The organism is Paenibacillus montanisoli (genome assembly GCF_003268025.1).
Taxonomy (GTDB): domain Bacteria; phylum Bacillota; class Bacilli; order Paenibacillales; family Paenibacillaceae; genus Paenibacillus_Z; species Paenibacillus_Z montanisoli.
In genome coordinates this window covers 850,515-871,463 of sequence record NZ_QLUW01000002.1, presented here as the reverse complement: position 1 = coordinate 871,463, position 20,949 = coordinate 850,515, and the positions used below count along the sequence as shown (strand labels likewise).

Annotated in this window: 25 protein-coding genes; 24 read left to right on the top strand and 1 reads right to left on the bottom strand. The window is 53.8% G+C overall.

The window, feature by feature from the left end:
* Position 1 precedes the first annotated feature (1 nt).
* From trpD to DL346_RS13295, 18 genes are all read left to right on the top strand, one after another.
* Positions 2–1,057, top strand: a complete 1,056-nt coding sequence (gene trpD / locus DL346_RS13380) for an anthranilate phosphoribosyltransferase (protein WP_112882599.1) — start codon at positions 2–4, stop codon at positions 1,055–1,057.
* Positions 1,044–1,838 carry an indole-3-glycerol phosphate synthase TrpC gene (gene trpC, locus DL346_RS13375; protein ID WP_112882598.1) on the top strand — a complete coding sequence of 265 codons (795 nt, stop codon included), beginning with the start codon at positions 1,044–1,046 and terminating at the stop codon, positions 1,836–1,838. The genes trpD and trpC overlap by 14 nt, the downstream gene beginning before the upstream one ends.
* Positions 1,838–2,515, top strand: a complete 678-nt coding sequence (locus DL346_RS13370) for a phosphoribosylanthranilate isomerase (RefSeq protein WP_112882597.1) — start codon at positions 1,838–1,840, stop codon at positions 2,513–2,515. The genes trpC and DL346_RS13370 overlap by 1 nt, the downstream gene beginning before the upstream one ends.
* Positions 2,512–3,717: a tryptophan synthase subunit beta gene (trpB, locus tag DL346_RS13365; RefSeq protein ID WP_112882596.1), complete on the top strand. Its 1,206-nt coding sequence runs from the start codon at positions 2,512–2,514 to the stop codon at positions 3,715–3,717. The genes DL346_RS13370 and trpB overlap by 4 nt, the downstream gene beginning before the upstream one ends.
* The gene (gene trpA / locus DL346_RS13360; RefSeq protein WP_112883109.1) at positions 3,713–4,522 is read left to right on the top strand and encodes a tryptophan synthase subunit alpha; all 810 of its coding nucleotides are present in this window, start codon (positions 3,713–3,715) and stop codon (positions 4,520–4,522) included. Before trpB ends, trpA begins: the two co-directional genes overlap by 5 nt.
* Before the next feature lie 199 nt (positions 4,523–4,721).
* On the top strand, positions 4,722–5,819 hold the full coding sequence (gene hisC, locus DL346_RS13355; protein WP_112882595.1) for a histidinol-phosphate transaminase: 1,098 nt from the start codon (positions 4,722–4,724) through the stop codon (positions 5,817–5,819).
* Between the two features lie 4 nt (positions 5,820–5,823).
* Positions 5,824–6,915, top strand: a complete 1,092-nt coding sequence (locus DL346_RS13350; protein WP_112882594.1) for a prephenate dehydrogenase — start codon at positions 5,824–5,826, stop codon at positions 6,913–6,915.
* 450 nt (positions 6,916–7,365) lie between these two features.
* The gene (locus tag DL346_RS13345) at positions 7,366–7,962 is read left to right on the top strand and encodes an RNA polymerase sigma factor (protein ID WP_112882593.1); all 597 of its coding nucleotides are present in this window, start codon (positions 7,366–7,368) and stop codon (positions 7,960–7,962) included.
* Positions 7,959–8,561: an anti-sigma factor family protein gene (locus tag DL346_RS13340; protein WP_112882592.1), complete on the top strand. Its 603-nt coding sequence runs from the start codon at positions 7,959–7,961 to the stop codon at positions 8,559–8,561. The genes DL346_RS13345 and DL346_RS13340 overlap by 4 nt, the downstream gene beginning before the upstream one ends.
* A gap of 64 nt (positions 8,562–8,625) precedes the next feature.
* Positions 8,626–9,213 (top strand): histidine phosphatase family protein, encoded by a 588-nt coding sequence (locus DL346_RS13335; RefSeq protein ID WP_112882591.1) that lies wholly within the window; start codon positions 8,626–8,628, stop codon positions 9,211–9,213.
* A 142-nt stretch (positions 9,214–9,355) separates the two neighbouring features.
* Complete coding sequence (locus DL346_RS13330; RefSeq protein WP_112882590.1) at positions 9,356–10,603, top strand: hypothetical protein; 1,248 nt, start codon at positions 9,356–9,358, stop codon at positions 10,601–10,603.
* A 255-nt stretch (positions 10,604–10,858) separates the two neighbouring features.
* Positions 10,859–11,041 (top strand): IDEAL domain-containing protein, encoded by a 183-nt coding sequence (locus DL346_RS13325; protein ID WP_112882589.1) that lies wholly within the window; start codon positions 10,859–10,861, stop codon positions 11,039–11,041.
* 172 nt (positions 11,042–11,213) lie between these two features.
* Complete coding sequence (locus DL346_RS13320; protein WP_112882588.1) at positions 11,214–11,642, top strand: DUF2487 family protein; 429 nt, start codon at positions 11,214–11,216, stop codon at positions 11,640–11,642.
* A gap of 253 nt (positions 11,643–11,895) precedes the next feature.
* Complete coding sequence (locus DL346_RS13315; RefSeq protein ID WP_112882587.1) at positions 11,896–12,429, top strand: QcrA and Rieske domain-containing protein; 534 nt, start codon at positions 11,896–11,898, stop codon at positions 12,427–12,429.
* A 17-nt stretch (positions 12,430–12,446) separates the two neighbouring features.
* The gene (gene qcrB / locus DL346_RS13310) at positions 12,447–13,118 is read left to right on the top strand and encodes a menaquinol-cytochrome c reductase cytochrome b subunit (RefSeq protein WP_090976689.1); all 672 of its coding nucleotides are present in this window, start codon (positions 12,447–12,449) and stop codon (positions 13,116–13,118) included.
* A gap of 21 nt (positions 13,119–13,139) precedes the next feature.
* The gene (locus DL346_RS13305; RefSeq protein WP_112882586.1) at positions 13,140–14,021 is read left to right on the top strand and encodes a menaquinol-cytochrome c reductase cytochrome b/c subunit; all 882 of its coding nucleotides are present in this window, start codon (positions 13,140–13,142) and stop codon (positions 14,019–14,021) included.
* 145 nt (positions 14,022–14,166) lie between these two features.
* On the top strand, positions 14,167–14,739 hold the full coding sequence (locus tag DL346_RS13300; protein WP_112883108.1) for a DUF1405 domain-containing protein: 573 nt from the start codon (positions 14,167–14,169) through the stop codon (positions 14,737–14,739).
* A 42-nt stretch (positions 14,740–14,781) separates the two neighbouring features.
* On the top strand, positions 14,782–15,693 hold the full coding sequence (locus DL346_RS13295) for a sporulation protein YpjB (protein ID WP_165822499.1): 912 nt from the start codon (positions 14,782–14,784) through the stop codon (positions 15,691–15,693).
* Between the two features lie 13 nt (positions 15,694–15,706).
* Here the strand turns inward: DL346_RS13295 and DL346_RS13290 are convergent, their stop codons facing one another.
* Positions 15,707–16,573: a YitT family protein gene (locus DL346_RS13290; RefSeq protein ID WP_240633156.1), complete on the bottom strand. Its 867-nt coding sequence runs from the start codon at positions 16,571–16,573 to the stop codon at positions 15,707–15,709.
* Positions 16,574–16,734: 161 nt separating this feature from the next.
* On the opposite strand from DL346_RS13290, the gene DL346_RS13285 reads away from it, so the two are divergent.
* The 6 genes from DL346_RS13285 (at position 16,735) to bshA (ending at position 20,938) form a co-directional block, all read left to right on the top strand.
* On the top strand, positions 16,735–17,055 hold the full coding sequence (locus tag DL346_RS13285; protein ID WP_420849570.1) for a nucleotide pyrophosphohydrolase: 321 nt from the start codon (positions 16,735–16,737) through the stop codon (positions 17,053–17,055).
* Between the two features lie 53 nt (positions 17,056–17,108).
* Positions 17,109–17,654 (top strand): tetratricopeptide repeat protein, encoded by a 546-nt coding sequence (locus DL346_RS13280; RefSeq protein WP_112882582.1) that lies wholly within the window; start codon positions 17,109–17,111, stop codon positions 17,652–17,654.
* A gap of 8 nt (positions 17,655–17,662) precedes the next feature.
* Entirely contained in the window at positions 17,663–18,469 is an 807-nt protein-coding gene (gene dapB / locus DL346_RS13275) for a 4-hydroxy-tetrahydrodipicolinate reductase (protein ID WP_112882581.1), read from the top strand.
* 70 nt (positions 18,470–18,539) lie between these two features.
* Entirely contained in the window at positions 18,540–18,962 is a 423-nt protein-coding gene (gene mgsA, locus DL346_RS13270; RefSeq protein WP_112882580.1) for a methylglyoxal synthase, read from the top strand.
* On the top strand, positions 18,959–19,657 hold the full coding sequence (gene bshB1 / locus DL346_RS13265) for a bacillithiol biosynthesis deacetylase BshB1 (RefSeq protein ID WP_112882579.1): 699 nt from the start codon (positions 18,959–18,961) through the stop codon (positions 19,655–19,657). The genes mgsA and bshB1 overlap by 4 nt, the downstream gene beginning before the upstream one ends.
* 117 nt (positions 19,658–19,774) lie before the next feature.
* Positions 19,775–20,938 carry an N-acetyl-alpha-D-glucosaminyl L-malate synthase BshA gene (bshA, locus tag DL346_RS13260; RefSeq protein WP_112882578.1) on the top strand — a complete coding sequence of 388 codons (1,164 nt, stop codon included), beginning with the start codon at positions 19,775–19,777 and terminating at the stop codon, positions 20,936–20,938.
* Positions 20,939–20,949: the final 11 nt, after the last annotated feature.

Sequence of the window (20,949 nt, the reverse complement as noted above, 5' to 3'; positions counted from 1 at the left end):
CATGGCGGTTATTAATGAAATCATGACAATGCCACGGGCGTTGAATACGTTGATCGGCGGGAATAGCTTGACGCGCGAAGAAGCGCGCGGCGTGATGGAAATTATAATGAGCGGCGAAGCTACCGGCGCCCAAATCGGTTCGGTCATCACCGCGCTTCGGATCAAAGGCGAGACCAAGGATGAAATTACGGGCTTTGCGGAAGCGATGCGCGCATACTCCAACCATGTGCATACCGAGCGCAACGGCCTGATGGATACATGCGGCACAGGCGGTTCCGGCATTCATAAATTCAATATTTCGACGGCTTCGGCCATTATCGCCGCAGCGGCGGGCGTTCGCGTAGCGAAGCACGGCAATCGCGCGATGTCCGGCAAGTCCGGCAGCGCAGACACGCTGGAGGCGCTTGGCGTGAATATTACGCTTACGCCGGAGCAAGCGGCACGCAGCCTGGATGAAATCGGCATCTGCTTCATGTTCGCGCAGCTGTATCATCCGTCGCTCAAGCATGCGGCAGCCCCGCGTAAGGAGATCGGCATCCGGACCATTTTCAACATGCTTGGTCCGTTGACGAATCCGGCCGGCGCGGATCGCCAGCTGCTCGGGATTTATGACCGCAACAAGACGGAAACGATCGCCTCTGTGCTTGGAGAACTTGGCTTGAAGCGTGCGATGGTGGTAAGCAGCCATGACGGCTTGGATGAGATCAGCATCTCGTCTCTGACGCAGGTTTCGGAGCTGCAGGGAGGCATCGTGCGTACGTATACGATTACGCCGGAAGAGCTCGGATTGACGACTCGTTCGCTGTCGGAGGTCATCGGCGGAGACGCGGCTGAGAACGCGCGCATTATCCGGTCGATCTTTCATGGCGAAGACTACGGCGCATACCGGGATATCGTGCTTGCCAACGCCGGCGCATGCATCTTCGTCGGCGGGGCAGCCGATACGCTGCAGGATGGCGTCGAAACGGCAAGAGCAATTATCGATTCCGGCAAAGCGGCCAACAAATTGCGCCAGCTGATCGAAACGACAGGAGAGTTGACTCATGTTTCTAGATAAAATCATAGCTACTAAACGCAAGGAAGCCGACGATCTTGCGGAACACTTCTCATTGGCGGCGGCAGAGCGCCAAATCGCCGAATTGCCGGCATGCCGCGGCTTTGAGCGCAAGCTTGCGACTAGCCCGAACCGGGAGCTCGGCCTCATCGCCGAGGTGAAGAAGGCTTCGCCATCGAAGGGGTTGATCCGGCCGGATTTCGACCCGGTATCGTTGGCCCGCATCTATGAAGAAGCCGGCGCGGATTGTATATCCGTCTTGACGGACGAGGATTATTTTCAAGGGAAGAACGAATACTTAACCGCAGTATCGGCGGCAGTAAACGTACCGCTGCTGCGTAAGGATTTTACGGTGGATTACCGCCAAATTTATGAGGCCCGCCTCATCGGGGCGGATGCGATCCTGCTCATTGCCGCGATTCTTCGCCCGACCCAGTTGTCGGAGTTTTATGATATCGCAAAGTCGATCGGACTTGACGTGCTTGTCGAAGTGCATGATCAAGAAGAGATGGAGTCGGTGCTCGGTCTTGGCAAGGCAACGCTAGTAGGCATCAACAACCGGAACCTGCATACGTTCGTCACCGATATCGGGACGACGGAGCGTTTGATCGGCTTGGCGCCTGAGGGCGTTACGGTCATCAGCGAAAGCGCGCTTGCCTCCCGCGAAGATATAGCCTACGTGAAGCAAGCAGGCGCCAAGGGTGTCCTGATCGGCGAGCATTTCATGCGCCAGCCGGATGTCGGCGAAGCGGTGCGCGATTTGATGGGGCCGGTGAAAGCGTAATGGCAACCCGAATCAAAATTTGCGGCCTGCGGGATGCCGAGACGATTCGGCAGATGAACGGGCTGGCCTTCGATGAGATCGGCTTCGTGTTCGCGCCAAGCAAGCGGCAGGTGTCGCCGGAGCTTGCCGGCACGCTGATCGCGGAAGTGCGGAAGCTCGATGCGCAAGAGGGCGCGGCACGGCCGCAAACGGTTGGCGTCTTCGTCAACCCGGCGAGCGACGAGCTGAAAGCCGTGCTGAAGGCTGCACCTCTGGATGTCGTACAGCTGCATGGCGATGAATCGCCGCAAGTGTGCGCGGATGCACGAGAAGCCCATGGCGTCCGGGTTTGGAAAGTGTTTTCCGTATCCGGCCCGGCTGGCGGCTTACCCGGACATGCCGAAGGCCCTGAGCGGCTCGCTGCTTATAAAGGCGTCGTCGACGGTTTTCTCATCGATACAGCTGGCGGCGGCACGGGAAAAACGTTCGCCTGGCATCTCATTGACGATTACGCGAATGCGGCCGCGGACATCGGCGTTCCGCTGTATGTCGCAGGCGGCTTGCACCCGGATAATGTGCAGGATCTGCTGGGCCGGTATTCGCCGGACGGCGTAGATGTGTCGAGCGGCGTAGAAATCGGCGGCGTGAAGGATATCGGCAAAATTCGATTGTTTATTGAAAGGGTGAGAAGCGTATGAATCAAGTTCCAGACCAGAATGGACGCTTCGGCAAATTCGGCGGACGTTATGTGCCTGAGACGCTCATGAACGCGCTGCTAGAGCTGGAGGAAGCCTATCAGCATTACTCGAAGGATCCGGATTTCATTGCGGAAGTCCGTTATTTATTGAACAAATACTCGGGACGCCCGACTTCGCTGTATCATGCTCAGCGTTTGTCCGAGCATCTCGGCGGCGCACAAATCTATTTGAAACGCGAAGATTTAAACCATACCGGCGCACATAAGATCAACAACACGATCGGCCAAGGCGTGCTCGCCAAGCGTATGGGCAAGACGAAGATCATCGCGGAAACGGGAGCGGGCCAGCACGGCGTCGCTTCGGCTACGGTCGCGGCGCTGCTCGGCATGGAGTGCAAAGTGTTCATGGGCGAGGAGGACACGAAGCGCCAGGAGCTGAACGTATTCCGGATGAAGCTGCTCGGCGCGGAGGTCGTCCCCGTTACTTCGGGAACGCGAACGCTGAAGGATGCTTGCAACGAGACGCTCCGTTACTGGGTGAGCCACGTGGACGATACGTACTATATTCTAGGTTCCGTTACAGGACCGCACCCGTATCCGATGATGGTCCGCGACTTCCAGCGCATCATCGGCGATGAATCGAGAGAGCAAATCCTGAAGGATGCCGGCAGGCTGCCGGATTATGTGGTCGCAGCGGTAGGCGGCGGCAGCAACGCGATCGGCATGTTCTACCCGTTCATCGGCGATGACGGCGTGAAGCTGCTCGGCGTTGAAGCTGCTGGCCGCGGCGTGCATACGGAGGAGCACGCAGCGACGATGACGAAGGGCCGCCATGGCGTATTCCAAGGCTCGCTCAGCTATGTGCTGCAGGACGAGCATGGCCAAGTCCAGCCGGCACATTCGATCTCGGCGGGACTCGATTATCCGGGCATCGGACCGGAGCATGCGTACTTGAAGGATTCGGGACGCGCCGACTACGTTCCGATTACGGATGCGGAAGCGCTCGAAGGGCTGCAGCTGCTGTCCCGCACGGAAGGGATCATCCCGGCCCTGGAATCGGCGCATGCCATAGCGCAAGTGATGAAGCTCGCTCCGACGCTCAGCCGCGATCAAATTATCGTGGTCAGCTTGTCGGGACGCGGCGACAAAGACGTGCAAGCGATTATGGGGTATTTGGGAGGCGAGGGCAACCATGGCCATTAATGCAATCGATGCAGCGTTTCAGCGGCTCCGCGAGGAAGGCCGCACCGCGCTCATTCCGTTCTTGACGATCGGCGACCCTGATCTTGATACTTCGGTGGACATAATTAAAACTTTGGAAGAGGCAGGCGCGGACATGGTCGAGCTTGGCGTACCGTATTCCGACCCGCTAGCGGACGGTCCCGTTATTCAGCGCGCATCCGAGCGCGCCTTGAGCAACGGCCGGGTAACGCTTGCCGATGTTGTCCATGTGGCGGAAAATGCCCGCCAAGCCGGGGTTAAGCTGCCTTTCATTCTGTTCTCTTACTATAATCCGATTTTGCAATACGGACTTGACCGGTTCTTCGAGCTTGTAACGGCGAAAGGCATCAGCGGCCTCATTATCCCGGATTTGCCGATTGAAGAGGATGTGGAGCTGCGCGCGATGGCGGAAGCAGTGGATATTCACCTGATCCCGCTTGTCGCGCCTACATCCAACGACCGTGTCAAGCGCATCGCTTCCAAAGCCCGCGGGTTCGTGTACTGCGTGTCGTCGCTCGGCGTAACCGGCGTACGCTCCGACTTCCATGCAGGGATCGATGAGTTTCTCTCCACGGTACGCGGCGCGACATCGACGCCGATCGCGGTCGGCTTCGGCATTTCGAGCCGCGAGCAGGTCGAACGCTTCGGCAAGCAAGCGGACGGCGTCATCGTCGGAAGCGCGATCGTACGCAAGATCGAAGAGGTTGTACAGCTGCTTCAAGCGGCAGAGACCAAGCGCCAGGGCTTGGATCAAATCCGCGCATTCGTGCAGGAGCTCAGAGGCTAACCGTTCCGGTTGCAAAACGAGCCCTTCAGCTGCCCCGGCAGCTCGAAGGGCTTTTTGCATTTTTTATGCGCTTCTACACATAAAAGCGTAGAAGCGCGAAAGAAAAATCGCGCAAAAGCCTTTTAAATGGCTGCGACTTGTGAGACAATGTTGGAATAGCAATTGTAAACTATACGCCACTATTACGAGGTGATTGTCCATGCAACCTAAACAAAGTATCGTTCATTTGCCTGTGTACCAGCCGGGCAAGCCGATTGAAGAAGTGAAGAGAGAGCTTGGCCTGAAAGAAGTGATTAAACTCGCATCCAATGAGAATCCGTTCGGCAGCTCCGAGCAAGCGAAGACGGCGATTCAGAACGAGCTTGCCAACATTAGCATTTATCCGGACGGCGGAAGCGTCGAATTGACGAACGCCTTAGCCGCATATCTCGGCGTGACGCCGAAACAAATTATTTTTGGCGCAGGTTCCGATGAAGTTATTCTCATGCTGGCTCGCGCTTACTTAACGCCAGGCGACGAAACGATTATGGCGGACGAAACCTTCCCGCAGTACAAGCATAACTGCGAAATCGAAGGCGCTAAGATCATCGAAGTGCCGCTGAACAACGGCACGCATGATCTGACCGCGATGCTGGCTAAAGTAACGGACCGTACGAAGATCATTTGGGTGTGCAACCCGAATAACCCGACGGGCACGATCGTTCGCAAAAAAGAGCTGGAAGCATTCATTCGTCAAGTTCCTTCGAATGTCATCGTCGTTCTCGACGAGGCTTACTTCGAGTATGTCACGGATGCAGATTACCCGGATGGCATTACGCTGCTCCCGGAATTCAAGAATGTCATCGTGCTCCGTACATTCTCCAAAATTTACGGACTCGCTTCTCTTCGCATCGGGTATGGCGTCGGCCACGAAGATGTCATTCGGACGATCAATCAGGTTCGCGAACCGTTCAACACGTCCCGTTTCGGTCAAGCCGCTGCGAAAGCGTCGCTTGCGGACCTTGAATTCTTGAACAGCTGCAAAGAGCGAAACGCGGAAGGCATCATTTACATGTGCGAGCAATTCGACCGCCTCGGACTAAGCTATTTCGAAGCGCACGGCAATTTCGTCATGGTGGATGTAAAACTGCCTTCGCAGCAGGTGTTCGATGGATTGCTGCGCAAAGGCATTATCTCCCGCGCACGCTGGTCGTACTACCCGAATCATATTCGGATTACGGTCGGCAGCAGAGAGCAGAACGAAGCGTTCATTCGGGCGCTCGAAGAAGTACTCGCTGAAGCGGCCGTATTGGGGTAATCTCATGACAAAAATCGCGATATTCGGCGTCGGACTAATCGGCGGCTCGCTCGCGCTCTGCTTCAAGGGCAAGCCGGGCATCACGGTCGTCGGCCATTCCGTACGCGAATCATCCGCAGCCAAGTACCTCGAGAGAGGCGTCGTCGATCATGCGACGACGTCTATGCGCGAGGCGGCGGAAGGCGCGGATTTTATTTTTCTATGCGTACCCGTCGGGTCGCTCGAGCAGTATGTATACGATCTCAGCCAGCTCGACTTGAAGCCGGGCTGTATCATCACGGATGTTGGCAGCACGAAGGCTTCCGTAGCAGCATCGGCTAAACGCGTGCAACTGGGCGAAGCCGTGTTCATCGGCGGTCATCCGATGGCTGGCTCGGAAAGATCGGGCGTGGAAGCGGCATCCTTCTATTTATTCGAGAACGCGTTCTATGTATTGACGCCGGATGAATCGACGCCTAAGGAAGCTATCGACAGGCTGACCGAGCTGCTTGCGTATACGAGAGCCCACATCGTGCATGTACGGCCGGACGAGCATGACGAAATTGTCGGCGCGATCAGCCATCTTCCGCACATCATTGCGGTAGCGCTCGTTAACTTAGTCCGCGGTTATAACAATAGCAACTCGCTTTACAGCGTCCTGGCAGCAGGCGGCTTCCGCGACATTACGCGGATCGGCTCCAGCGACCCGGTCGTATGGCGCGACATTCTCGTCAATAACCGCGAAGTGCTATTGAAGCTATTGCGCAAATGGCAGGGCGGGACAAACGCCTTCATCGAGATGCTGGAGAACGAAGACGGCGCGGGTATCGAGCGGGCGTTCACGCAATCCGGCCAATTCCGCAGCAAGCTGCCGGAACGGCGCAAAGGCATGATTCATTCTGTCTATGAATGCTACATCGACGTGCCCGATCATCCAGGCGTCATCGGACATGTCGCTACGGAGCTCGGCAACAGCAATATCAACCTGAGCAACATCCAGATCATCGAGAGCAGAGAAGACGTCCCGGGCGTGCTGAGACTTAGTTTCCGCAAGCAAGAGGACTTGGACCGTGCTGTCGAGAAGCTGGGGCAGATCGGTTATTCGGTTCATTTTTAAAGTCGTCCAGCCTAAATGAAAACGCTTATTGACAGAATGAAAACGTATACATATAATAAGGGTACAGTATGGTTTCTCTCCACTCCTATCCAATCCATCGCATATTTTGCGAGGCCGCCTCATAGGGCGGTCTTTTTTTTTTTGCTTATCTGTAACTTTAGGCGGCATTCCATCGTCTGTAGCAATGGAGCAGGCACGGGGCAGGATGGAATTTGAAAAACCTTTAAATACAACGGGATGCCTACATGTTACAATTGCAGTAATGCTTGTAAAAAAGTGGGTTGTAAAACATGTCGAAAGAAGCAGGAATTTGGTTTCATACCTCGAATTTAGTGTTGATACATATATGCTAAGATTTTTTATTTATGATCGCGCAACTTTTCACTCTCGCACAGGTACAATGTAGTACCGAACCGGGAGAACTCCTAAGGCCAAGGAGGGTCGCCCGCGATGACGGATTCCCAGCTAATACGCGAAATTAAAGACGGAAATATACAGCTATATTCGGAATTGATGCGGCGTTACCAACGGAAAATCCTTGCCTTCATCTACCATATGTTAAAGAGCGCCAAGCTCGAGCTTCTGGCAGAGGATTTATGTTCGGAGACGTTCTACAAAGCGTATCGAAGTCTGCACTCATTCCGGGAAGTGGATGCTTCCTTCTCTACATGGCTGTATACCATTGCACGAAATACGGTACTTAGCGAGCTGCGCAAGCAGAAAGCAGGCAGCGTATCCTTCGACGAAGTCGGGTTTATTCCGATCGCTCCGCCGGATGCCGTTCCGGAGCAGCGCTTGCTGCAGAGCGAACGGATGACCATGGTGCGCGAAGCGATCAACAGCCTGCCGGAGAAGCAACGCTCGGCGCTGATCTTGCGAGAATACGATCAGCTGGACTATCAGGAGATCGCCAGCATTCTCGGCCAGACGGTCAGCTCCGTCAAGTCGCTCTTGTTCCGCGCGCGCAGCAGCGTCAAGGTACAGCTCGAACCGTATTTCGGCGAATCGCCAATGCTGGAGGAATACGAGGGGATGAAAATGCGATGAAGTGCCTCGATGTACAATCGTCGTTTGGGGTCTATTGGGACTTGTCCGAGGATGATAGCGAACGAAAGTCAGTCAACGAACATCTTCTGATCTGCGAGGCGTGCAGGGAGGAATTTCGTATATGGGAAGAGAGCGAACAGCTGATCAAATTCTTCTCCGATCATTCCGATGAAATGGGTCCTATCGATCATATGAATACCGGCGTTATGGACCGAATTTATTCGGAACAGTCCTGGTATATGCCGGTCCCTAACCGAAGCTATCAATTCTCGAGGTCGTTCCGCAGAAACGTGACGGCAATCATTGCCTGCTGCATGGCGATGTTCGTATGCGGTCTCTTCTATCTGCTGAAAGACATGGGAAGTTCCTCGTCGGTCGAGGTGGCCAAATTGACAGGGCTGCTGGAAACCGCCAACGCGACCAGCGATGCCTCGGTTATCAGCGCGGATTTCTACGCGGACGTCCCTGTTGCTAGCATCAGTGATCCGATCGTGCTGAATATTGTGCCGACCGTACCGCAATACTATGTGGCGTTATCGCTGCTCGGCATTATCATCACGCTGCTTATCCTGAATTGGTTCGCGCGAACTCGACATTAACTTAACGTATACGTATACATAGACATAGATTCGATACAATTTTGCCGGAAAGAAGGAATAGAGGTTGCGGATTGGGCTAATACGGCATGGCAAGACAGAATGGAACGGGCTTGGCAAAATTCAAGGGCAAACGGACATTCCGCTAAACAGCGAAGGGATTAGGCAAGCGCATGCGCTGGCGCACCGCCTGCTCCATGAGCCGATGAAATGGGATGCCGTCGTTTCCAGCAACCTGTCCCGAGCCGTCGAAACAGCGCGCATCATCGCCGATACGCTCGGCATACCGTTGCTGCCTGGCGATGAAAGACTTCGCGAACGGTTTTACGGCGAGATCGAGGGTACAACGGAAGCGGAGCGGCTCGCTCGATGGGGACCGCATTGGAAGAAGTGCGATTGCGGCCAAGAAAGCGATGCCTCCGTGCGGGAACGGTCCCTCTCGTTCGTCGAAGAGGCAGCCGCCGCAATTCCGGCCCGAAATCTTCTCGTTGTCACGCATGGGAGCTTGCTCGCGCAGCTGCTTCAGGCGATGTGCGCGAACCTTGCCGATAAACCGATTCACAATCTATCATTCTCCATCCTGGAGCGTGAAGGCCGCGGTTGGACGCCGCTGCTGCACAACTGCACGCTCCACTTGGAACAGCTTCAAAGCTAATACCACCGGAACTAGAATGCTAGCCGCCGACCGTCGCGATGACGGTCGGCGGCTTTTTTTCTCGCATGAGGTTATAAAATCCGCCAATGTTCCAATAATGGTAGTAAACCTGTTAGCGGGGCCGGGAACGGAGGTTTGATAGATGAATTTGGCGGATATGCTTAGCTACGCGGATATTGGCCAGCTAAGCCGAATAGCGACAACCTATCAATGTGAGTGCAATGGAAACTCGAAGAATGATTTGATTCAATCGATCTTGTCGACGGTTAACCGCCGGGACGTATTTGAAGCGCAGATCGGAGCGATGAAGCTGGAGGATCTCCGGTTTATCAATTCTCTCTTATTTGATGCCAGGGATGCCTTCAGTCTTGAGGAGCTGATTGCACGCGTTCAGCAGAGCCGATTCAGCCATCCGGAAGCGGAAGTCCAGCCGAATGTCATGAATGCGAGCGTAGGATCCGAATCAGCGGCCTCTGAACCGAAGAAAAGCCGGTCAACCAAAGCAAAGTCCAAACCTGCCGGCAAAACGAAAGCATCCAAAGAGAAACCGCAGCCTGAAGCGGGACCGAGAGATACGATTTCACGTTTCAAGCAATACGGCTGGCTCTTTAACGGTTATGCCGGTCCGGATCGTTACTTGTTTCAAGTTCCGGCCGATCTGAAGGAACGGTTCAAAGAAACGATGGGGCGCAGGCTGGCCTCTCAAGTCATCTATGCCGACGAAGAGCCTCACGCCTATCGGGACGAGCAAATGCTGATCGGTGAAGACGTATCGCAGCTGCTTACTTACATTCATTTGAACGAAATCGCGCTTACATCCGACGGCGCGATGTACAAGCGCAACATTTTGCAACTGCTGGAGCTGTTCGGCGTCAAGGAACAGCTGCCGGGCAAAGGTGAGTGGCGCTTCGGGTACGGAAGACGCATCAAGGATTACCCTAACCGGTTGTCGCTGCTGTACGACTACTGTTACTACAAGGGCTGGCTGGCGGAGACGGAAACATCGCTGATATTAACTCCGGCAGGGAAAGAACGGCAAGCGCAGAAGATGCCGGAGCCGGCGGACAAGCTGTATCAATTTTGGCTTAGGCTGTACAAAGGCCCGGTCCCTAACATACGGGCGATCGTGCACTGGATCGATAAGCTCGGCAGCCGCTGGGTAAAGGCCGAAACCGTCTTGAACACGCTGACGCCGTATATCAAGCCGTTCTATTACGATCAACCTGCGACGATTTTGGAGCAGCGATTGATCAGCATGATGATGCACTTGGGCTTGCTCCGAATCGGCGAGCATGCGGAATACGGCCAAGTCATCCGGATGACGCCGCTTGGCCGAACGATCGTAGCAGGACAAAGCATTGAGGACGAAGCGATCATTTTGAACCGATAACTTGCGGGTAGAGCAGACATTAGGCAGGAGCACATTCATGGACGCAGGAAGGCCATTGTCCTTAGCGGAGTTCGTTGCGATGAATATGATATAGCAGAGCCGGTTCGCTCAATTTACGGGTTAACACACAGATGACCCCACCTATACGCTTTCACTTATTCGCCTGCGGGATACTTGATCAGCAAAGACGATGGAAAGCGGCGTGCGTAAGGAAAGGAATAGGATCTCTTAAACGCTGTGTTGGAGGTGTATCCTATGGACAAAATGAAAGTATCGTACGAAGTGATGCTCGGGCTTGCCGCAGAAATGTTTCTTGATGAGGTTGTTCTCAAATTCCGTAGGGATAAGCTTTATCAAGCCATTGATCAGGCGCTTGCCTCCGGCGACAAGGATACGTTCCGTCGCCTGACTGACGAGCTGAAAACTTTACACACATAATTGAGTGCGGCCCTCATATACGGCCAGCGCCCGAAACCAAGTCTGCAGCGCGCACGGATTTCATCCGGAAGCGGCTTGCGGGCTTTTTTTTGTGGAGGTATGATGTGGAAGGGCGTTAGCATATACGCCCAGGGTTTGATGCATGCTTATAATGAAGGATTGGTGAGAAAAGATGAAATTCAGCGAACTGAGCGCTGAGGGATGGGCGGAGCTGCAGCCTTATCTGGATACGGCGGTGCTTCCCGTAACCGGATTGACGGGGGAGGAAATGCCCTATGAAGCGACCGCGAAGCTGGAGCGGCTGAGAGATGTGCTAGATTTAATCGAAATTCCGTTCAAAGGCAGAATCGTTACATACCCCGCTTGCCAATACGGCGAGTGGACGCCGGCATTCCGGGAGCAGCTGGACCGGATTTGCGGCAACTTTAGACAAGCCGGATTTAAGCACGTCGTAGTGGTTACCGCCGTACACATTCCAGACGCCGCAATGGCCGAAGAGAGCGGTGCGGATTTGATCATTAGCCCCGGCGAGAACGGACAGCTGCCGGCTGCGTCGAGTGTTAGCGAATCGGTAAGGAAATTGTGGCTCGGAAGGGCGTAGCATTTCTTCGGGCGGTACGGCATTCAATTGCATAAGGTGAGTGCGGTTGGGGAAAAACAAATGCCAGACAAGGTCAATTGTGACAAAATGATAACAAATCAATGAAGCGTTTTTAACTGAACAGCAAATTGCCCGCCATATTCTTGACGCTCCAAATTCCCTAGGCTATTATAGGTAATGTCCTAGTTCATCATATGTTTTGCCTCTTTGGCGAAACACAAGATATGGCTCAGCAAAGGGGGTAGAACAGAAGATGAGTAACCATGAACACAAAGATAACTCGCATCGCTCGGCAATGAAGAGCGGCATGTCCCGGCGTCAATTTTTGTCGTATACGCTCGGAGGCGCAGGCGCATTCATGGCTGCAGGCATGTCACTTCCGATGATACGTTTTGCGGTTGACCCGATCTTGAAAAAGAAGGCCGGCGGTACCTGGATTAAAGTTGTCGAGGCAAGCAAAATCACAAATGAACCGCAGGAATTTAAATTTAAAATTCACCAGGTCGACGGGTGGTACGTAAGCGATCCGGAGCTGACGGCGTGGATTTCAAAAGACGATCAAGGCAACGCGTTCGCTCTTTCCCCGATCTGTAAGCACTTGGGATGCACAATCGCGTGGAACACGGAGAAGAACAATGAATATGTTTGTCCGTGCCATAACGCACACTACACCAAGGACGGCAAGAACTTGGTCGTAGCGCCTAAGCCTCTCGACGAGTATGATCTCAAGATCGAGAACGATTGGGTATATCTTGGACCAGTTAAAGCAAACACACGGGTGGTATAAAGGAGGCGTAAGATCAGATGTTAAAAGGGGTATACAACTGGATTGACGAACGTCTTGACATTACGCCGATGTGGAGGGACGTGGCGGACCACGAGGTTCCGGAGCACGTTAACCCTGCTCATCACTTCTCCGCATTCGTGTATTGCTTTGGCGGATTGACGTTTTTCATCACAGTCATTCAAATTTTGTCGGGTATGTTTCTGACGATGTATTTCGTGCCGGATATTATCAATGCTTATAAGAGCGTTGACTATCTTCAGCACAAAGTCGCGTTCGGCGGTATCGTTCGCGGTATGCACCACTGGGGCGCATCGCTCGTTATCGTCATGATGTTCCTCCATACGCTTCGCGTATTCTTCACGGGCTCTTATAAGGCGCCTCGCGAAATGAACTGGGTTGTCGGCATGCTGATTTTCTTCATCATGTTGGGCCTCGGCTTCACAGGCTACCTGCTTCCATGGGATAACAAAGCCTACTTCGCGACGAAGGTTGGTATTCAAATTGCTGAATCCGTACCGTATATCGGTACATATATCAAAGAATTGATGCAAGGCGGCGAGATCGTAGGCGCCGAGACGCTGACGCGATTCTTCGCTATTCACGTCTTCTTCCTGCCAGGCGCTCTGCTTGCGCTTCTTGCGGCACACTTCTTTATGATCCGGAAGCAAGGCATTTCGGGACCACTATAAGCCGAAAGGAGGCATTTGCGCATGGCACACGGCCACAAATCGAACGAAAAAGTTGTATTCGTTGGCGACTCGCGGGTTCGCAAGAAAACGAAAACGGGCCCATCCGTGCCACCGGACTATTCCTCTTATCCAGGCAAATCGGAAGCGTTCATTCCGAACTTCCTGCTTAAAGAGTGGATGGTTGGTGTCGTGGTACTCGTCGGATTTCTCGTATTGACGATTTCCGAAGCGGCTCCGCTCGGTTACCCGGCAGATCCTACGAACGCTGCGTTTATTCCGATGCCGGACTGGTACTTCCTGTTCCTGTATCAATTCCTTAAATTGCAATATGTATCGAAGGACTATGTCGTTCTCGGTACGGTAGGCGTTCCGGGCATCGCTTTCGGCGCATTGCTGCTGGCTCCTTTCCTGGATACAGGCAAAGAGCGCCGCTTCTACAGACGTCCAATTACATCTCTTCTTATGATCATGGCGCTTGTTTCTTGCTTCTGGCTAACGAAACAATCGTGGGATCACTACCAGCACGAGCTGGAGATCACGAATACGATTCCTGAACATATCTTGCGAGAAGAGAAGGCAGAGGAAGCAGCCAAGAAAGCTGCCGAATCCGGCGGCGGCGGAGAAGCTGCTGAAGTTGAAGTTCCGCTTGTGGACAAGGACGATCCGGCGGTTGAACTGACCAAGAAAGCACAGTGCGTTGCTTGTCACGGTGCGGACTTGAAAGGTAACGAAAGCTCGGGCATCCCATCGTTCCACGGCATTGGCGATGAATATAGCAAGGAAGATCTTGTTGATATCGTGACGAACGGTAAAAACAACATGCCGCCTTTCAAAGACAAGCTGACTGCAGAGGAAATCGATCAGCTGGCGACATGGCTCGCGAAGCAAAAGAAACCAGAATAACATAGCACAAACTGAAACCTGATCGTATCTCGCGATCAGGTTTTTTTTGAAACCCGAGAAGAAAGATGGCGGTGATCGATTGATAAAGGCTGCAGCTTATTTTTGGAGTCGCGAATTGTTGACAAGCCGGCTATTTTTATGGCTAATGCTGATCTCGAATGCGGCCGGTACCGTTTACGGATACATCTGGTACGGGCGGCAGCTTGAATATACATTGGAATTTCATCCGATTTGGCGAATCGTGTTTGTTCCGGACAGTCCGACGGCGAGCTTGTTTTTTACGTTATCGCTCCTATTTCTTCTATACCCTGGGCTTTCGAAGACGAACCCGGCAAGCATTGGCATCCGTACCATCATTGAGGCGCTAGGCGTTGTCACATCGATCAAATACGGCGTTTGGGCCGTGACGATGATCGTTGCGGGCGGCGCTCAAGGCGATCCGCTCGAATGGCAGCACTATATGCTGATCGTATCCCATTTGGCGATGGCGGTCGAAGCACTGCTGTACATAAGATTCTTCGTGTTCGGACGGTTCGCCGCTTTTCTGGCGCTGCTGTGGCTGCTTCTGAACGATACGTTGGATTACACCTACTATATATTTCCTTGGCTGCCGGACGTGCTGGAAGATGATTTGCCTGCCATCCAAACGTTCACAATGGGGCTTTCGGTCGTCAGTTTGCTTGTCACGTGGCTTTTTATCTCGTTTCGAAAGGTCTAAGATCGGACATCCCCCCATACCTTGGTAGTGGGAGGGATGAGCATGCGTGCATCATCGTTATTCGCGCTGTTATGCAGCGCAGTGATTATAGGGTTATTATCAGGCTGTCAGCTGGCAACTCATGCTGCCGTAAAATCGGCCAAGCCTGCCTTTGAAGCAGATCAGCCATCCAATGCACTGGAGCAGCTCAGCTCGTTATCGGATGAAATTTATACGGCCGCCTACGGATCGAACCGCCAGCTCGTATTTACGCTGCTGCAGCGGCTCGAAACGGTTTCGAGCTCGCAGGACGTGCGGAGCAGCGGAACGCAAGCGGGCTGGAAAGCTTTTGACAGCAGCATGGCTAAGGCGAAGAAGGCGCTCCTTCAGAAGAACGAGAGCCGTCAGTGGTATACGCAAGCGGCGCGATTAAAGCTGGCTAGCGATGCGCTTAACCGGCCGCGCGTGCCTTTGTGGCTGCAGTATGAAGGCGTGCTGAGGGAAGATGAGCAGCGGCTGCGCACCTCCTGGCTGATGCAATCCGAGGGGAATGCCGAAGCGGCCGCGGCATCGCTTGATATCTACCGCGAGCATGTCGAGCGGTTTGAGGTTGCTGCGCTGATGCAGCGGGAAGAAGCCAGCGTACGTCACTTGCAGAACCAAATGACGTATGCAAAGCAGGTGTTGTCCGGCGCGAACGAGGGGTTGGCGCATCCGGATGCGGTCATGATCGCACTGGATGGACTGGAGCAAGCGGCTAATGCGGTGTTCAAGCAAGGTGACGGCGAGGCGGCGCTCGCCGAGGCGATTCCGCCGGGAGCGACGATCGGCAGTCTTCGCAGCGGCCGCGCCCAGCTGGCGGAAATGTTCATGGCGGCTTTCGTTATGGTCATTCTTTCGCTGGCGGGTTGGCGGAAGTACAACCAGCAGCAGCCCCAAGGCCTCCCGTTTCCGCGAGATAACCCAAAGCAATAATCGGACGGATTAGTTATTCTTCCTTAAACCCTTCGCCGAGCACTTCCTGTACTTCGGCAATCACCATAAACGCAAGCGGGTCCACACTGCGTACGATCGTTTTCAGCCGTCTGATTTCATGGCGGGCAACGACGCAGTAGAGGACCTGCTTTTCTTTGCCCGAATAAGCGCCTTTGGCCGGGAATACGGTTACCCCGCGTTCCATTTCGTTCGTAATTCGAAGGCCGAGCTCCTCGCCGTTTTCAGTAATGATTTGAAACGCTTTGGCCGCATATACGCCTTCTTGAATGAAGTCGATCAGCTTGGAAGCGATAAAAACGGCAACGAGCGTATAGAGCACCTGCTCTTTCGTTATGTATAGCAGCGATATGCCGATAATGACAATATCAAGCGCCAGAATCACTTGTCCCATGCTCCAGCCTTTCAGCTTGGAAGCAATGCGCGCGATAATGTCGACGCCGCCGGTCGTTCCGCCGAAACGGAAGACGATGCCAAGCCCGGCGCCGAGCGTCACACCGGCGTACAGGACGGCAAGTATGTAATCGTTGGACGTTCGGAAGGGGACGACCCAGCCAAGCGCGATCAATTTCTCCATTACATATAGAAAGAAGGATAGCGAGACGCTGCCGAAAATGGTGTAGCCGATCTGCGAGCGCCCGAGTATGCGCCAGCCGAGAAAGTACAGCGGGATATTCAGCACGAGCGTTGAGATGGATAGCGGCCAGTCCAGCGCATAATTGAGAAGGATGGCGATCCCGGTGACGCCCCCCTCCATGAGTTGATTCGGGATCAGGAAATAGTGGAGCCCGAATGCGTAAATGGCTGTTCCCAAGCTCACTAGCGGCAGCGTGCGAAGCAGCTGCGAAGCATAAGTTTTCAAATGGAATCCGCACCTTTCAAGAGGTCGTAAAATAATGAAGGCTATAACATAGTATGTCTCTTTGCGGGGATTGTCAAAAGCATTGTTTTCAAAGTCGCTTTGATATAACATATGAAAAGAACCTCATGCCAAGGAGGATGTTACACTTGTCAGACAAATCGATGGCCGATATACAGCGGGAGGTCGACGCTTACATCTCCCAATTCAAGGAGGGCTACTTCAGTCCGCTGTCGATGCTGGCCAGAATGACCGAGGAAATCGGAGAGCTAGCACGCGAGGTGAACCACCATTTCGGCGAGAAGCCGAAGAAGAAGGACGAAGCGGACAACTCCATCGAGATGGAACTCGGCGACATTCTGTTCATCGTCGTATGCTTTGCCAATTCGTTAGGCATTGATCTTGCCGAAGCGCACGACCGCGTTATGCATAAGTTTAATACTAGAGATGCCGACCGCTGGACGCGAAAAAACGTCGAACCGTAGCTCGCGTCTTAACATATGCTGTACCATCACCTGTGTACAAGGAGGATGGGCGGATGGACGGAGAGAGCAGCATCAAGAAAGCTTACGAAGCCATCCTAAGCGGCGATTTCGAACAGGCAATCCTGTACTTTGAAGAAGCGATTGCGCTGGAACCAAGTAATGGAGCAGCCTACTATAAATGCTCGATCACTTGTGCCCGCAGCGGAAAATGGCAGAAAGCGTTCCAGTATGCCGAGCAAGCGGTGCAGCTGGACCCGGAACAGGTTATTTACCAGTTTCACCTGGAAACAGTCAAAGCAAAATCACTCGTGCATGAAGCCGAAGGGCTGCTGACGCACTCCCCCTCGAACACCGAGGCTGCGCTGGAGCTGCTTCACGAGGCTTCGCGGCTTGATCCGCTGAATATCGAGGCGCTGCTCATGCTGAGCGCAGCCTATGCGACGATAAGCCGGTATGAGGAAGCATCACTATACGCACGCGAGGCGGTGCGGCTGGAGCCTGAGCATGCCGCAGCACGCCGGCTGTTCGCCGATATGAGCCGCAAACGGCGGATGTTTCGGTTGAACAGCCATCGGACTAAACGAAAAAGGAACAGGTGAACCTTAAGATGTCGATGGAATTGATTCGAGTTGCAGTAATTGGCGCAAGCGGCCGAATGGGCCGGGAAGTTGTTAAAATGGTGCTTCAAGACGAAATGCTCATTCTGGCGGCTGCGGTAGCACCTCATACAGGTCCGATCGATGCCGGAACATTGGTCGGGCTGCAGCCATGCGGCGTTACGGTAAGCAGCAATCTGGACGAAGCGCTTGCCGGGGCCGTCGCGGATGTGCTGGTTGACTTTACGGTACCTAGCGCCGCATATGGCAATACGAGAACGGCGATCGCCCACGGCGTCCGCCCGGTTATCGGCACGACGGGATTAACCCCGGAGCAGATTTCCGAATTGGACGAGCTGTGCAAGGAGAAAGGCATCGGCGGTCTGATCGCCCCGAACTTCTCAATCGGCGCCATTCTCATGATGCGTTTTGCGGCGCAAGCGGCCAAATATATGCCTCATGTCGAAATCATTGAATATCATGGCGATCAGAAGCTGGATGCGCCTTCCGGAACGTCGATCAAGACGGCGGAGCTGATCTCGGCTGCGCGCCAGGAGCTTCGCCAAGGGAACCCGAACGAAGAAGAGATTATCGAAGGCGCTCGCGGCGGCTACTATAATGGATTCCGTATACATAGCGTTCGGTTGCCGGGCGTATTTGCCCAGCAGGAGGTTGTTTTCGGCGGTCATGGCCAAACGCTCAAAATCCGTCATGATTCCTACGAGCGTGCCGGGTATATGCCTGGTGTCAGCGTAGCTTGCAAAAAAGTAATGGCCTACACTGGACTCATTTATGGCTTCGAGCATTTGATGGACTAATCTTGGACTAATTTATAGAGAGACCGCGCATGACAGCACATGCGGTTATTCGGAGAGGAGCGGGGCTAGCATGTTGAGCATCGCATTTATTGCCCACGATCGTAAGAAAGATGAAATGGTAAACTTTGTAACCGCGTACGAGCACGTTTTTCAGGGACATAAACTGTTTTCGACCGGCACGACCGGTATGCGGATCATGGAGAAAACGAACTTGTCCATTCACCGCTTCATGTCGGGACCGCTCGGCGGCGATCAGCAGATCGGGGCGCTCGTCGCGCAAAACGAAATGGACTTAATTATTTTTTTGCGCGACCCGCTCATGGCACAGCCGCACGAGCCGGACATTATCGCGCTTCTTCGGCTCTGCGACGTGCAAGGTATTCCGGTGGCAACGAATGTGGCAACGGGCGAATTGCTCGTAAGGGCATTGCAGCGCGGCGATTTCGCGTGGCGGGAGCTTGTCCATAAATATAAGCCGGGTGAACAGCAATGACGGAAGCAGCGGATATTCTCGCGTTCGGCGCCCACCCCGACGATGTGGAAATCGGCATGGGCGGCACGATTGCCAAACATACGGCGCAAGGCGTGAAGGTCGCGATTTGCGATTTGACCGAAGCCGAAATGTCCTCAAACGGCACCGTGGAAACGAGACGGCTTGAAGCTGCCGAAGCTTCCGCGGTGCTTGGTTTATCCTATCGTTCAACGCTAAGGCTGCCGGACCGGGGCTTGACCGGTTCTGCCGACCAGATTGAGGCGATCGTTGCGGAAATCCGCCGTTTGCGGCCGAGACTGGTATTTGCGCCTTATTGGTCGGACAGGCATCCGGATCATGTCAGCTGCAGCCGGTTGATCGAAGAGGCGGTTTTCAACGCCAAGCTTCGCAACTATATGCCGGGCCTGCCGCCCGTGCAGGTGGAGCAGCTATATTTCTATTACATAAACGACAGCAACGAGGTTAGCCTGATCACCGATATCAGCGATCAAATGGAGACGAAGCTGAAAGCGCTGCAAGCTTACCGCTCGCAGTTCGCCCCGCCGCAGGAAGGGGAAGATCGTGTGCGCACGCCGCTCACCGACCGGTATGTCCAGCGCGTTGAAGCGCGGGATATGCTCCTTGGCCAGACACGGGGATGGGCGTATGCGGAAGGATTTGCAATGAAACGTCCCCATGCGTTAACTTTATTTTAAAGTAGGAATTCCTCGAATCGAGCATATAATTGGAAAAACGAGATTACCTGCCGAAAGATGGCGAAAATCATTCATCCTTGGCAGGCAGCGGCGTGGGAACAACAGGAGGTGGAAGACATGGCAAAACGCTTGAAAATCGGAATCACTTGTTACCCGACACTCGGCGGCTCCGGCGTTGTGGCAACGGAGCTTGGCAAGCTCCTTGCCGAAAAGGGGCATGAAATTCATTTTATAACTCATAGCGTGCCGTTCAGGCTTGGACAGTTTCAGAAAAATATTTTTTATCACGAAGTCGAAGTGAACGATTATTATGTATTCCGTTATCCGCCGTATGATTTGTCTTTGGCAAGCAAAATGGCGCAAGTCGTCAAAATGCAAAAACTTGACGTTCTCCATGTTCATTACGCGGTGCCCCATGCGGTTTGCGCCTATTTGGCGAAGGAAATGGTCGGAGCCGATAAGCTTAAGACGGTAACGACGCTGCATGGCACGGATATTACGGTGCTTGCGCAGGATGTATCGCTCAAGGACTTAATCCGAATGGGCATTAATAAGAGCGATGCCGTGACGGCCGTATCGAATGATCTAATCCGCGAAACCCGCGAGCTGCTCGACATCGATAAGCCGATCGAGCTAACTTATAATTTTGTCGATAAACGCGTTTACTACCCGCGCGAATGCAGCTCGCTCCGCAGTGATTTCGCTGCGAACGACGAGAAAATATTGATGCATATCTCAAACTTCAGACCGGTTAAGCGGCTGCACGACGTGGTGGACATCTTTCATAAAGTTTCGAAGGAAGTGCCGAGCCGCCTGCTTCTTGTAGGAGAAGGTCCGGATTTGCCGAAGGTTCAGATGCGGATTCGCGAGCTCGGCCTGCAGGACCGGGTTCATTTTCTCGGCAAGCAGGATGATGTGGCGCAGGTGATTTCGATCGCGGACGTCATGCTGCTCCCATCGGAGAAGGAAAGCTTCGGGCTCGTAGCGCTGGAAGCGATGGCTTGCGGCGTTCCGACCATCGGCTCCCTTGCGGGCGGCATTCCCGAGCTCGTCACGCATGGCGAAACCGGTTTTCTATCGCCGATCGGCGATACGGACAGCATGGCGTATAACGCAATCAAGCTGCTTCGCAACGAAGGTTTGTACCGCAAAGTCCGCGAAGCCTGCTTGCAACGGGCGCGCCGCCAGTTCTGCAACGATCTCATTACGGCGGAGTATGAACGGATTTATTACAAGGTGCTGGGCATCGAAGCCGATATACCGGTACCGGTTTGCGAATAAAGAACTGTTAG

What these genes read in the sequence shown, in the direction of transcription:
- hisC (WP_112882595.1), top strand. Translation starts at nt 4,722, where the DNA reads ATGCAACCTAAACAAAGTATCGTTCATTTGCCTGTGTACCAGCCGGGC.
- bshA (WP_112882578.1), top strand. Translation starts at nt 19,775, where the DNA reads ATGGCAAAACGCTTGAAAATCGGAATCACTTGTTACCCGACACTCGGC.
- dapB (WP_112882581.1), top strand. Translation starts at nt 17,663, where the DNA reads ATGTCGATGGAATTGATTCGAGTTGCAGTAATTGGCGCAAGCGGCCGA.
- DL346_RS13345 (WP_112882593.1), top strand. Translation starts at nt 7,366, where the DNA reads ATGACGGATTCCCAGCTAATACGCGAAATTAAAGACGGAAATATACAG.
- DL346_RS13330 (WP_112882590.1), top strand. Translation starts at nt 9,356, where the DNA reads ATGAATTTGGCGGATATGCTTAGCTACGCGGATATTGGCCAGCTAAGC.
- DL346_RS13350 (WP_112882594.1), top strand. Translation starts at nt 5,824, where the DNA reads ATGACAAAAATCGCGATATTCGGCGTCGGACTAATCGGCGGCTCGCTC.
- DL346_RS13325 (WP_112882589.1), top strand. Translation starts at nt 10,859, where the DNA reads ATGGACAAAATGAAAGTATCGTACGAAGTGATGCTCGGGCTTGCCGCA.
- qcrB (WP_090976689.1), top strand. Translation starts at nt 12,447, where the DNA reads ATGTTAAAAGGGGTATACAACTGGATTGACGAACGTCTTGACATTACG.
- trpD (WP_112882599.1), top strand. Translation starts at nt 2, where the DNA reads ATGGCGGTTATTAATGAAATCATGACAATGCCACGGGCGTTGAATACG.
- trpC (WP_112882598.1), top strand. Translation starts at nt 1,044, where the DNA reads ATGTTTCTAGATAAAATCATAGCTACTAAACGCAAGGAAGCCGACGAT.
- trpB (WP_112882596.1), top strand. Translation starts at nt 2,512, where the DNA reads ATGAATCAAGTTCCAGACCAGAATGGACGCTTCGGCAAATTCGGCGGA.
- bshB1 (WP_112882579.1), top strand. Translation starts at nt 18,959, where the DNA reads ATGACGGAAGCAGCGGATATTCTCGCGTTCGGCGCCCACCCCGACGAT.
- DL346_RS13370 (WP_112882597.1), top strand. Translation starts at nt 1,838, where the DNA reads ATGGCAACCCGAATCAAAATTTGCGGCCTGCGGGATGCCGAGACGATT.
- DL346_RS13280 (WP_112882582.1), top strand. Translation starts at nt 17,109, where the DNA reads ATGGACGGAGAGAGCAGCATCAAGAAAGCTTACGAAGCCATCCTAAGC.
- DL346_RS13320 (WP_112882588.1), top strand. Translation starts at nt 11,214, where the DNA reads ATGAAATTCAGCGAACTGAGCGCTGAGGGATGGGCGGAGCTGCAGCCT.
- DL346_RS13305 (WP_112882586.1), top strand. Translation starts at nt 13,140, where the DNA reads ATGGCACACGGCCACAAATCGAACGAAAAAGTTGTATTCGTTGGCGAC.
- DL346_RS13315 (WP_112882587.1), top strand. Translation starts at nt 11,896, where the DNA reads ATGAGTAACCATGAACACAAAGATAACTCGCATCGCTCGGCAATGAAG.
- mgsA (WP_112882580.1), top strand. Translation starts at nt 18,540, where the DNA reads ATGTTGAGCATCGCATTTATTGCCCACGATCGTAAGAAAGATGAAATG.
- DL346_RS13285 (WP_420849570.1), top strand. Translation starts at nt 16,735, where the DNA reads ATGGCCGATATACAGCGGGAGGTCGACGCTTACATCTCCCAATTCAAG.
- DL346_RS13340 (WP_112882592.1), top strand. Translation starts at nt 7,959, where the DNA reads ATGAAGTGCCTCGATGTACAATCGTCGTTTGGGGTCTATTGGGACTTG.
- DL346_RS13300 (WP_112883108.1), top strand. Translation starts at nt 14,167, where the DNA reads ATGCTGATCTCGAATGCGGCCGGTACCGTTTACGGATACATCTGGTAC.
- DL346_RS13295 (WP_165822499.1), top strand. Translation starts at nt 14,782, where the DNA reads ATGCGTGCATCATCGTTATTCGCGCTGTTATGCAGCGCAGTGATTATA.